We start from the raw sequence: 12,588 nt of genomic DNA, 5'->3' as shown, positions 1-12,588 counted from the left end.
GAAAAGCGTAAGCGCCGCAGATCTAGCGTACGGATTTCGTAATCTTCGACTGAGATAAAGGAGACACGGCGAGGAACGAGTCGATGCCCGCTTATCGTAGGGAGAAGACGGAGAAATCCGCTAGCCGATAGGCGCTGGTGCTGGACATAGCAGACACTTTTTATGTCTAATATCCTTAGTAATAAACTTTATACTTCTTACCATAAAATAAAACGGGTTCATCACCCGTTTTTAGTTCTTATTTGAAATATTAATTTTTGTTCCACTTTCACTTGTATCAATAGACCAGAATAGATTCATTTCATTCAGCATTAACGAGACAATGGAAAGTCCAATCCCTGCTCCTTTGTCTTCTGATACGGTTTTTAATCCTGGACCATGATCTTCAATGATTAATGTAAATCCCTCTTCTGTCTCTTTTCCGATAATCCCAATATATTTTCCTTCTTTTGTATGACGGAGAATATTTTGAAATAAATTATCTAATACCCGTTCAAACCAGCCGGGATCAATTGTCCATTCAATTTTCTTTTCTGGAAGATCAATTTCCACATCGAAGCCTTCCTTTTCAAATACAGGATACCATGTAGCAATAATCATTCTTACTTTTCTTAAAACATCAACTGATTGTGGATGAAAGGGATATTTTCCCGCTGATAATAAAGTATAGGAGAACAAGTTATCAACTAATTGACCGATATAGGTAATTTTTCTATCGATTAACTCGACAGATTCTTTCCCTTTCTCACTCAAATTTTCTTTATTAAGTGAGTAAGCATGTCCACGCAAAGTGGTTAATGGCGTTCGTAAATCATGTGACAGATTAGCTATAAGCTGACGGCGTAATTTTTCTTCTTCCTGTTCACGCGTTCTTCCTTCCTTTAATTGATAAATCATACGATTAAATGCATGCTCTAGCTGACCAATTTCATCCTTCTTCCCTTCAGGTACAGGTTCTGGAATTCCATCATTTCCTTTTTGGTCCATGGCATCGCGCAAGTGAAGAAGACGTTTTCGAAGTTTGTAGACGAACAGCCAGGATAAAAAGATAAAAATAACAAATAAGCATAGTAAGCCTATTCCGTAGATGAAATCATATCGAGCTCTTATATCATCTATTGGTGCTTTCATCTTATTACGTGGCATTTGAAAAACCATAAATCGATTTTCTTTTTTTGAGCCAATAAAAGCAACCGTTGTAAATGGATCATTATCATAGCTTTTTTTCATAAAATCAACCGTAAAAGAAGCACTCCACTTGTTTGGAATCCATTTTTGCTCAGGCAATTGCAATTGAGTTTGTCCTTGTTGATCTACCCAAAACAACTTGGAATCAGGGTATTTCCCCTTAATTTGAAGTAAGGTATTATTAATTTTTTCAGGAGTAGAATTACTTAATTTCTCTGCTTCCTTATGCCACATTCTTTCTAAATCGTTTCCATTATAATAAACTTCTGATTTACCATGATCGTTGGGTAAGAAGGGAAAGTAAAATATTAATGATGTAACAGGAATAACAATCGGAATAAATAAAATCGCTATCAAAATGATAAGTAAAAATTTCGCTAGTAATGAATGCCTAAACTTCATAATCTCACCCTATAGCCAATCCCTCTAATTGTTTCGATAATCTTTGGATTTGCAGGATCTTGTTCTATTTTCTCACGTAAATAGCGAATATGTACCATTAATGTTTTGTCACCATCGAGGAAAGGTTCTGACCATACCCCCTCATACAGCTGTTCTTTCGTTAATATTTGATTTGGATGCTTTATGAAATATTGAAAGATCTGATATTGCTTTCCGGTAAGTAATATTTCCTCATCAGTTCGCTGATCAATAATGCGGTTTTCAGCTGGGAACACTACTAAATGCTGTAGTTCGATTTTTTCTGGTTCTTGTCTTTGAAATCTCCTTAATAAAACTTCTATTCTAGCGATCAGCTCTTCCGGATGAAATGGTTTAGTTAAATAATCATCCGCGAATTCTAATCCTTGCAGCTTATCATCAACAGATGAACGTGCAGAAAGCATCATAATTGGTACATCTGGTGCTTCCTTTTTTAATCGTTTTCCCACAGAAAATCCGTCTAATCCTGGGAGCATGACATCGAGTATAACAATATCCATTTCCTTTATCTGGTTTATTGCTCCATCCCCCGATTGCTGCCAACTAACACGATAGCCTCTTTCACGTAATTCATCTGAAACCCATTTACCAATTTCTAAATCATCTTCTATATATAATATCTTAATCATTTAGCCTCTCTCCTTATCCACTCTTAGCCATAGTATATTATCAGATACAAGAATTTTAAAGGGGCTTAACTCTTCAGCTAAGCCCCTCTAATAATGGATTATTATTTATTCTTTTTTTGAGAACTAGACATCTGTTTCGATTTTGCTTTTTCAGCAAGCCTTGCCTGGCGATTTTCCTTTCGCTCTAAAAATGCAAGCTCTCTTTGAAGCTTTACATAGCTTGCGTATCTACTTTTATCTAATGTACCTTCTGAAATCGCGGTTTGGACAGCACATCCAGGTTCTGATTTATGCGAACAATCCCTAAAACGACAGTTGTCAGCTAAAATTTCTATATCAGAGAAACTTTGACTGAACCCTTCATCTGCATCCCATAGCTGGAGCTCACGCATTCCTGGTGTATCAATTAAAATACCACCATCCTCTAATACAACTAATTCACGATGGGTTGTCGTATGTCTCCCACGGTCATCCCCTTCACGAACCGTTTGTACCTCCTGCTTAAAATCGCCAAGTAAAGTATTGGTCAATGTTGACTTCCCAACACCAGATGAACCGAGCAATGCAATGGTTTGACCTTCATAAATATATGGGTCAAGCTGATCCATTCCTATATTTTGTTCGGCACTGACGGCATGGATGGGAACACCAAATGCAACAGAATCAACCTCTTGGATCTTTTCTTCGACATTCTCACATAAATCCACTTTATTTAGAATGATGACTGGGTTTGCACCACTTTCCCAAGCTGTTAATACATATCTCTCAATCCTGCGTATATTGAAGTCTGCATTTAATGCATTCACTAGAAATATCGTATCGACATTTGTTGCAACAATTTGTTCGTCCATTGTTGCTCCCGCCGCTTTTCTTGAAAATTTACTTTTGCGAGGCAGTATGGCATGGATTGTTGCCTTTTGTTCCTCCGGCCTTGGGGTGATAACGACCCAATCTCCTACCGCAGGATAATCTTGACGCTCTATTGCGTTAAAACGAAGTTTCCCAGAAACTTCTGCTAGCATCTCACCATGTTCAGATGCAACCCGATATATTTTTTTATGCTCTAAAGTGACTCTTCCCACAGCGAATCCTTGTTGTTTATATTCTTCAAATGCTTCTTCAAAAAATTGATTCCAACCTAATTTTTGTATGTTCAAATGTATTTCCTCCAATTTTCATGTAAAAAAATAAACCGTATCGAATACGGTTTTAATCAAAATAAAAAACCATAAACTGATCAATCGCAGCCCATGGTTGTTTGATTTACATAAATAATTAGAGAAATAATAAAATCCTATTATTATAGAACATTAGAAACTACATTTAACATTTCCCATGGACTGCATTATGAAATTAATGTGAGATTGAAATTGAAATTTTTCCATAATACATTACCTCCTTTGGAAATGCTTGATATTTATAACTGTATTCTATACGGTTTGCTTTCTAAAGTAAAGAGTTTTTGAAAAATTATCTCTCTTTTAAACTTTTATGTATAGTTTGAAAGAATTTGTCCATACTAAATAAAGACGATGATCCCCCCTTTTAATAGCTCATCTACATATGTAGATGAGCTTTTTGTATGACGCGTTTTAATACAAGATGACCTATTTTAAAAAAACTTCAAGTTTAATTCCTTCTTTTTTATGGTGTAGGTTTATAGATGGATGAAATCCATTTGTCATCCATCGATTCTTGGTATATCCTAAAAAAGAGATTATTTAGTATATTCATCTTTGCGTTGATTGAGGAGGAAGTGTTCATGACATTGAAAAAAACCTTAACTCTTGCAGGATCAGATTCTAGTGGCGGAGCTGGAATTCAAGCTGATTTAAAAACATTCCAAGAACTTGGTGTTTACGGAATGACTGCCTTAACATCCATTGTCACAATGGATCCTAATAATGACTGGCATCATAATGTGTTTCCAATTGATGTAAAAACCGTTGACCCACAATTGGAAACGATCCTTTCAGTTGGAATCGATGCAATGAAAACTGGAATGCTTGGTTCTGTAGAAATCATTGAGTTAGCTGCTCGCAAAATTGATGAGCACAAGCTTGATAAAGTTGTCATTGACCCTGTTATGGTTTGTAAAGGGGAAGATGAAGTTCTACAACCTGAAAACACTGATGCCATGCGTGAACTATTAGTACCACGTGCAACCATCGTTACTCCGAATCTATTTGAAGCTGGGCAGTTAGCGAAGACAGGACCGATTAAAACGATTGAGGATATGAAAGAAGCTGCCGTGAAAATTCATGACTTAGGTGCGAAAAATGTTGTAATTAAAGGTGGTAAGCAGCTCGTTCATGAGAAAGCTGTTGATTTATTCTATGACGGAAAAGATTTCACACTTCTTGAAGGTGAAAAATTCGAAACTACCTATAATCATGGTGCAGGATGTACTTTTGCAGCTGCCATTACTGCAGAGCTTGCTAAAGGGAGCTCAGTAAAAGAAGCTGTATCTACTGCTAAAAAATTTGTATCAGCTGCTATTGAACATGGATTTAAATTAAACCAATATGTTGGACCAGTTATGCATGGGGCTTATACACGCTTTGTTGCGAATAAATAAGAAAAATAATACAGAGTTCAGATTAAAAGAAATTGGCGACAGTGCCAATTTCTTTTATTATTTATGCTTTTTGATGATAAACAGATCTTTCAAAAGCAATCTCTTCGCATTCTTTTACTATTTTTAGTAAAATAATCACATACTTATTTTGATACTATTTATGTCCAACATCCATAAAATGAGGAGGTTTTTTTAGTGGAGCCTATTAACATCTCTGCTGTTCAAGAAAAGATAAATGAGTTATCCGGCAAGACGGTTTATATACATTTAGAAACAACAAATGGGGCTTATGCCTCTCATTTTAATGAATCTTTCTTTTCGGCTGGAGCTTACATTCGAAATGCCCAGGTAAACTATGATCATGGCAAAATTATTGGTGATGGTCCATTTAGAGTCGGCTTAAAATTAGCTATTGGATGGATTTATGCAGAAGGATTAACACATTTTGAAATAGATGATTTAGGTCGATTGCTTCTCGCCGGTCATGGCTATGATGGAAAATTAGCAGTGGCACTTGAAATTAGTGAAACACCGTTTGAATAATTCACCAGAATCTAGAAAGGAGTTTTTATAAAATGGAAAAAGAACGCCAAGTATTAGTCGTGTTTCCCCATCCTGATGATGAAGCATTTGGAGTTTCCGGTACGATCTCAACACATGTAAAGAACGGAACTCCTGTCACCTACGCATGCCTCACACTTGGGGAAATGGGAAGAAATTTAGGAAATCCACCTTTTGCAACAAGAGAAACACTCCCTAATGTTCGTAAGAAGGAACTCCAAAAAGCTGCTGAAGTAATGGGAATCCAGGACCTGCGAATGATGGGGCTTCGTGATAAAACGGTTGAATTTGAAGATGATGAAAAGCTAATAAAAATGATGGCCAATCTCATTGAAGAATTGAATCCATCTCTTATCATTACTTTCTATCCAGGTTACTCCGTCCATCCCGATCATGAAGCAACAGGCAGGGCTGTCGTCCGAGCTGTCAGACGCATACCAAAGGAAAATCGTCCAAAGCTTCATTGTGTAGCCTTTTCAAATAATCATGAGGATGAAATTGGACCGCCAGACGTAATCAATGATGTAAGTTCGGTGATTGACCAAAAAATTGGCGCCATGAAAGCTCATATTTCGCAAACTGCTTGGATGATAGCAGACCGTGAAGAAAAATTAAAACAAAAAGATCCCGAAACAGTCGCCTGGCTGCAAAACGAAAGATTTTGGAATTACCAATGGGAAAATGATAAAGTACTTTAAAATTTTAAAAGGGTAGCAAATAAAAATTAATTCGTTCCGAACTCTAAAAAAATATCAAAAAACACTGTATTTAAACAGTAAAATACGTATATAAATTTACAAAAAATAACGCTCAATTATCGCTTTGAGCGTTATTAATTTATATCATATGCGGACATTGAATCCGTTATTTTTATTAAATTCCCCTAATTTAAGGGCTAAGTGGACACTGAGTACGCTATTTACGAAAAAACACAGGGAAATCACTGCTTTTTTATAAAATAGCGGAATCTTTGTCCGCAAACATAAGGAATTAGCTCATTTTGTCACAATAACGGATCTAGTGTCCCCAAAGTACAGATTTATACTGTTTGCTCTTTCTTCCTCTGTAAAAAAGCACGAATCATAAAAAAGCTTACTTCTTCTGGTAAAAGTGCTTTAATCGGTGTTAATCTTTCAGAATCTGCCTGATTCACCGCTTCTTCAATCAAATGCTCATACTGATCAGGAATAAACTGATCCCAATCAATCGTAAAGCCTTCCTCACCACATTTAATTAGATGACTTTCAATCGTCCTTTCTATCATTTCCCTTTTAACTGCTATTTCTTCAATCGATAAACCTTGCTGTAATAAAGAAAGTGTTGTATGATGGCTTTTTTCTTTATCTTCTTTTTTCATTCCCTGCTTTATAATAACCGGACTTTCATTTTTCTCTACTACAATACTATTTTGCTCACAGTAACTAAGGATAACTGATAGCACATCATTACCATATTGCTCCAGCTTTCTCTCCCCAACACCTTTAATTTGTAATAGCTCATTTTTGGAAGATGGAAGCTTTGCACTCATTTCCTTTAATGTTTGATCTGAGAAAATAATATACGGAGGTACTTTTTCTTTTTCGGCAATTTCTCTTCGTAACTGCCTTAATTGTTCAAATAGCTGGTTATCTTCAATCAACTGTTTCACTTTTACGCTTTCTTTCCTTAACACAGCCTCCTCACCGCGGAGCACACGGGCAGCTTGGTTCGTTAGCATAAGAACGGGGTATTGACCATCTGTTGGACGTAAATAACCTTCTGCAGTTAGAAAATCAATAAGCTCATTAACTTCCTTTTGTGTCTTTTCTCTCATAATCCCATAGGTTGATAGCTTATTAAACCCAAAGCTTATGATTTTTTTATCAGAAGAACCAGTTAATACCTTCGTAACAAACGTTTTTCCAAACCTTTCATTCATTCGCTTAATACAAGATAAAACCATTTGGGCTTCCCTAGTTACATCGACTTGGATACGTTCATCGGTACAATTTCCACATTTGCGGCATTCTTCCGCATTCTCTTCACCAAAATACTCCAATATATATTTTTGAAAACAGGATTCCGTATGGCAATAGCTAATCATTTTTTGCAGTTTAGCATATTCGTATTCTTTTCGCTCTCCATCCATTTCAGACTGATCGATCAAGAACTTTTGGATATGAACATCCTGTGCAGCAAACATTAATATACATTCACTGTCTACCCCATCACGCCCAGCCCTGCCTGCTTCTTGATAATATGCTTCCATATTTCTTGGAATATGATAGTGAACAACATAACGCACATTTGATTTATTTATGCCCATTCCAAATGCGCTGGTCGCTACCATAACATTGAGATTATCATATAAAAATTGCTCTTGATTTTCATTTCTATCCTGCTCTGACATACCAGCATGGTATTTACCGACTTGGATCCCTTTTTTCTTTAGCTGAAGATATAATCGTTCTACCTCTTTTCGAGTAGCAGCATAGATAATTCCCGCTTGAAGATTGTTTTTCTTTATATACTCTTCCAAAAACAAATCGCGATCCTGCCCTTTTACTACCTTGAAAATCAAGTTATCCCTTCCAAATCCAGTGAGTACAACATTTTGCAAAGGGATATCGAGTAATTCACAAATATCCTCTTTAACATTAGGTGTAGCTGTCGCTGTTAATGCTAAGATAATAGGTTTAGGCTGTATGAAATGGATAAACTTTTTAATCAATAAATAGCTTGGGCGAAAGTCATGTCCCCATTGTGAAATACAATGAGCCTCATCGATGGCCACCATTGAGACCGTAATCTGGTTTAAAAGTTCAATAAAGGAAGGGGCTTCTAACCGTTCAGGAGCAATATATAGCAGCTTAAATTCACCAGAGGCAATCCCTTTTAATCGTTCCTGCATTTCATTACCGCTAATGGAACTATTAATAAAGGTTGCGGATATTCCCGCATTTTTCAATGCATCAACTTGATCCTTCATCAAGGATATTAAGGGAGAAATCACGATCGTTACACCAGGCAGCATCAATGCAGGGACTTGATAACAAATAGACTTTCCCCCACCTGTTGGCATAATAGCAACTGTATCTTTCCCTTCAAGTACCTGTTCAATAATTGCAGTTTGTCCATTACGAAATTCATCATAGCCAAAATATGTACGCAAAATTTCCTTCGCTTGATTAAGCAAGATATAACCTCCTTCAAAATGGGTTGATAGAATAATAAGATGAGGAATAAAGAAATGGGGGCAGAGGAGAAAACGATAATTGCCCCTAATCGATTAACCTAGTGGAAATGTCATTGTTACATTCGTTCCTTCATTTTCGATACTATGAAATTCAATGGTTCCTTTATGTTCCTGAATAATTTTATTGCTTACCGTTAAACCTAGACCCATGCCTTTTTCTTTTAAAGTAAAAAATGGCTCTCCGATTCTCTTTAATCTTTCCGGAGGAATCCCAATTCCCTGATCTGAAATAGAAACTATCGCTTTACAGTTTTCTACTTTACTACTAATTTTTATTACTCCTCCATTTGGCATAGCATCCATAGCATTTTTAAGCAAATTAATAAATACTTGAATTAATCCGTTTCGATCACCATCTATTTGACAGTGTTCAGCTTCCGAAAATTCTAATTCAACTCCTCTTAAAAGCGCTTCAGGTTCCATTATATTCACGACATAACGGAGAATATCTGTTAAAGATACTTGATTGTATTTCCTGCTTTGTGGTTTTGAAAGAGCAAGTAATTCACTTGCGATTTGGTTAATGCGATCAATTTCTGATATCATCACTTTTACATATTCATCTGTTACATTTTTTGATTCATGCATTAATTGAGTAAGTCCCTTTATGCTAGTTAAAGGATTACGAATTTCGTGGGCAATCCCAGCTGCCAGCTCACCAACGACGGAGAGTTTTTCCCGTGTTAAAAGCATAGATTCCGCGGACTTTTGTTGAGTAATATCTCTACCAATCGTTAACAATCCTTTTCGATTTCCATTAGAATAAAAAAGGGGGATTTTTAATACATCAAAACTTTTTATTTCCCCTGATGGGATAGCGAACGATTCTTCAACTCGCAATAGTGTTCCTTTCTTCCAAGCATTTTCATCAGAAATAAAACAATAATTAAAACCATTTTTAAAAAAGGGAGTATACTCAGCAAGCTCCAAGTCAGTTTTCCCGTAATAATCTACATCTTCCAAATTGTATAATTTACGACCAAATTCATTCACCTTTTTCCACCTACCCTGTCCATCTTTAAAACATACAAAGTCTGGCATATAGTGAATGAGAGCTGACCATTGTTCTTCGGCATCTTTCAGTTTACAAAATTCCCTGTAGAAAAGGTTTATTCTATATATAAAAAAGAAAGTCATACAAAAAAGGAGCACAACAATTATAGTAGTTACAGGCAAATACCACACCTTATCCATTTCAAAAAGGGTTAATACAAATAACATCCCTAATAGGACAAATAAAGCAAGTATAAAAAAAGTCCAAAAAAACGGTTTTTTAATTTTTTTTATATTTGTCATGTAGGTCCACTTGTTCCTTCATAATCTTTTAATTCTATTTTACCATGAAGATTTCAGTAGATATATCATAAATAATTTTTCTATTTTAAAGAAATGTAAAAAAGGCAACGATTCTCATCGTTACCTAAAACCATTTATTTAAGTTTTAATTTTAATTTTTCTAGCATATCTACTGTCATGTTTTCTAGATTATAATCAGCTTTAAAGCCCCATTCCTCTTTAGCCGCGCTCGGGTCTATTGAATTAGGCCAGCTGTTGGCAATAGCTTGTCTTGCAGGATCAACATTATAGCTCATTTCAAATTCAGGAATATGCTTTTTAATTTCTGCTGCTATATCCTCTGGCGCAAAGCTCATCGCAGTAATATTGAATGCATTACGATGCTTTAATTTAGAAGGGTCTGCTTCCATTAAATCGATAATGGCATTTAAGGCATCTGGCATATACATCATATCCATATATGTTCCCTTATCAATATAGGATGTAAAGCGCTTATTTTTAATTGCCTCGTAATAGATTTCAACAGCATAATCGGTTGTTCCGCCACCCGGCTCTGCTACATAAGAAATGAGACCTGGGAATCGCACTCCTCGTGTATCAACACCAAATTTAATGTTGTAGTAATCACATAGGAGCTCCCCAGACACCTTATTCACTCCATACATAGTTGTTGGACGCTGAATTGTATCTTGGGGTGTTTGATCCTTTGGTGTGGATGGACCAAATGCCCCAATCGAACTTGGAGTGAAGAATTGGCAATTTAATTCTCTTGCTGTTTCTAGTGCGTTTACTAGTCCACCCATATTTAAATTCCAAGCTAGCAATGGGTTTTTCTCTGCAGTTGCCGATAATAAAGCTGCTAGATGGATAACGGTATCTACCTGATAATTCTTTGCTAAATCATACATTTTTTTAGCGTCTGTTACATCTAATAATTCAAACGGGCCATCTGTTACAACATTGCTTCTATTGTCGCGGATATCTGTTGCAATTACATTTTCCGCACCATATATGCTTCTAATTTTCGTTACTAATTCACTACCGATTTGACCTAATGAACCGGTCACAAGAATTTTTTTCATTTGAATTCCCCCTGTGTATGTTGCTATGTCTAGGTGTCGAATGTTTGGAGGGGATATATAATCCCCTTATATTAAATCAAGCCCATTTCCTTCCCAATTTTTTCATAGATTGCGATTGCTTGATCAAGCATTTCTTTCGTATGTGCGGCAGTAGGCATATTTCTTACACGGCCAGTACCTTGTGGAACAGTAGGGAATACAATAGATTTCGCATATACTCCTTCTTCAAAAAGCCGTTTACTAAAGGTTTGAGTTGCTTTTTCTTCTCCAATGATACAAGGAGTAATTGGAGTTTCACTATCACCGATATTGAATCCCAGTTCTTTTAACCCTTTTTTCAAATAGTTTCCGTTTTCCCATAAACGGTCATTTAATTCGGTTGAACTCATTAATATTTCAATTGCCTTCGTTGCAGCAACAGCATCAGCTGGAGTAACAGCCGTTGAAAATAAGAATGGACGTGAACGAACTTTTAACCAATCAATCAGGTTTTTCTTACCGGCAACATAGCCGCCAACAACACCAATTGCCTTTGAGAGAGTACCGATTTGGAAATCAACTTTATCAGCAAGACCAAAGTGTTTTACAGTACCCGCACCTTTTCCTGTGACACCTGATCCATGTGCATCATCCACATAGGTAATAAGGTCAAATTCCTCAGCAATTTCAATAATTTCTGGAAGTTTGGCAATATCACCATCCATAGAAAAGACACCGTCTGTAATAACCATTATTTTATTGTATTGACCAGATTCTTTTGCTTCTTTTGCTTTTTTCCTTAAATCATCCATATCTGAATGGTTAACGCGAATAATTTTTGCTTTAGATAGGCGGCATCCATCGATGATTGACGCATGGTTCAATTCATCTGAAAGAATAGCATCGTTTTTATCCATAACGGCAGAAATAGCAGCCATATTACAATTAAATCCCGATTGGTATGCAATAGCCGCTTCTGTTCCCTTAAACTCAGCTAATTTTTTTTCTAATTGGATGTGAATATCAAGAGTTCCGTTAATTGTCCGAACTGCTCCTGCACCGACACCCCACTCCTTAATCGCATCGATAGCTACTTCTTTTAAACGTTCATCCGTAGCTAATCCTAAATAGTTATTTGATGAAAGATTAATTAGCTCTTTTCCTTTGATTTTTATTACAGGTCCATTTGCACTTTCAACCACATCGATTTCATTGTAAAGGCCTTTACTTTTTAAATCCTCAAGATTTTCTGATAAAAAACGATCTAATGCATGACTAGTCATGTTCAATCCCTCCATTATTTTGTAAACGCTTTATATACATATGTCCTCTCCACACGAACAAACATTGATGTTAAATCCCTTAATATTAATAATTTACCACAAAAATAATTTTTTGTTTATATGTAGTGGACATTTTGTTTTTATTTTTTTATTATGTTAAACAATGTTGTTGTTTCTAATAAAACCCTGTCTGGTATGTACTCAGCTAGTTTTACTTCGTAAAGAACACGCTTCACAATACCAGACAGGTAATTTTATCAACAAAAAGCATTAACAAAGCCTATTTTTTATTTCCCTTTATATATCTTAAGTAATG

Annotated in this window: 10 protein-coding genes; 3 read left to right on the top strand and 7 right to left on the bottom strand. The window is 36.0% G+C overall.

Annotated features, from left to right (window positions below; all coding sequences use genetic code 11):
* Positions 1–231: 231 nt before the first annotated feature.
* The 3 genes from ACQKP0_RS10250 to rsgA all read right to left on the bottom strand — a co-directional run bounded on the left by ACQKP0_RS10250 (position 232) and on the right by rsgA (position 3,415).
* Positions 232–1,590: a HAMP domain-containing sensor histidine kinase gene (locus ACQKP0_RS10250; RefSeq protein ID WP_427405737.1), complete on the bottom strand. Its 1,359-nt coding sequence runs from the start codon at positions 1,588–1,590 to the stop codon at positions 232–234.
* Positions 1,587–2,258 (bottom strand): response regulator transcription factor, encoded by a 672-nt coding sequence (locus ACQKP0_RS10245; protein ID WP_427405736.1) that lies wholly within the window; start codon positions 2,256–2,258, stop codon positions 1,587–1,589. Before ACQKP0_RS10245 ends, ACQKP0_RS10250 begins: the two co-directional genes overlap by 4 nt.
* A 101-nt stretch (positions 2,259–2,359) precedes the next feature.
* Positions 2,360–3,415, bottom strand: coding sequence for a ribosome small subunit-dependent GTPase A (rsgA, locus tag ACQKP0_RS10240; RefSeq protein ID WP_427405735.1), 1,056 nt, complete (start codon positions 3,413–3,415; stop codon positions 2,360–2,362).
* A 605-nt stretch (positions 3,416–4,020) separates the two neighbouring features.
* Here rsgA and pdxK point away from each other — a divergent pair.
* The 3 genes from pdxK (at position 4,021) to bshB2 (ending at position 6,095) form a co-directional block, all read left to right on the top strand.
* Positions 4,021–4,836 (top strand): pyridoxine/pyridoxal/pyridoxamine kinase, encoded by an 816-nt coding sequence (pdxK, locus tag ACQKP0_RS10235; RefSeq protein WP_427405734.1) that lies wholly within the window; start codon positions 4,021–4,023, stop codon positions 4,834–4,836.
* 195 nt (positions 4,837–5,031) lie between these two features.
* Positions 5,032–5,379, top strand: coding sequence for a YojF family protein (locus ACQKP0_RS10230; RefSeq protein WP_427405733.1), 348 nt, complete (start codon positions 5,032–5,034; stop codon positions 5,377–5,379).
* A 32-nt stretch (positions 5,380–5,411) separates the two neighbouring features.
* Positions 5,412–6,095: a bacillithiol biosynthesis deacetylase BshB2 gene (gene bshB2 / locus ACQKP0_RS10225; protein WP_427405732.1), complete on the top strand. Its 684-nt coding sequence runs from the start codon at positions 5,412–5,414 to the stop codon at positions 6,093–6,095.
* Positions 6,096–6,436: 341 nt separating this feature from the next.
* On the opposite strand, the gene recQ is transcribed toward bshB2, so the two are convergent.
* The 4 genes from recQ to ACQKP0_RS10205 all read right to left on the bottom strand — a co-directional run bounded on the left by recQ (position 6,437) and on the right by ACQKP0_RS10205 (position 12,272).
* Positions 6,437–8,572 (bottom strand): DNA helicase RecQ, encoded by a 2,136-nt coding sequence (gene recQ / locus ACQKP0_RS10220; protein ID WP_427405731.1) that lies wholly within the window; start codon positions 8,570–8,572, stop codon positions 6,437–6,439.
* Between the two features lie 93 nt (positions 8,573–8,665).
* Positions 8,666–9,769 carry an ATP-binding protein gene (locus ACQKP0_RS10215; protein ID WP_427405822.1) on the bottom strand — a complete coding sequence of 368 codons (1,104 nt, stop codon included), beginning with the start codon at positions 9,767–9,769 and terminating at the stop codon, positions 8,666–8,668.
* A 293-nt stretch (positions 9,770–10,062) separates the two neighbouring features.
* Complete coding sequence (locus ACQKP0_RS10210; protein WP_427405730.1) at positions 10,063–11,010, bottom strand: L-threonine 3-dehydrogenase; 948 nt, start codon at positions 11,008–11,010, stop codon at positions 10,063–10,065.
* A 71-nt stretch (positions 11,011–11,081) separates the two neighbouring features.
* Positions 11,082–12,272 carry a glycine C-acetyltransferase gene (locus tag ACQKP0_RS10205; protein ID WP_427405729.1) on the bottom strand — a complete coding sequence of 397 codons (1,191 nt, stop codon included), beginning with the start codon at positions 12,270–12,272 and terminating at the stop codon, positions 11,082–11,084.
* Between the last annotated feature and the right edge of the window lie 316 nt (positions 12,273–12,588).

The sequence above is a fragment of the Heyndrickxia sp. NPDC080065 genome, assembly GCF_050281185.1.
Classification (GTDB): domain Bacteria; phylum Bacillota; class Bacilli; order Bacillales; family Bacillaceae_C; genus Heyndrickxia.
This window is presented reverse-complemented; position numbering and strand designations above follow the sequence as displayed.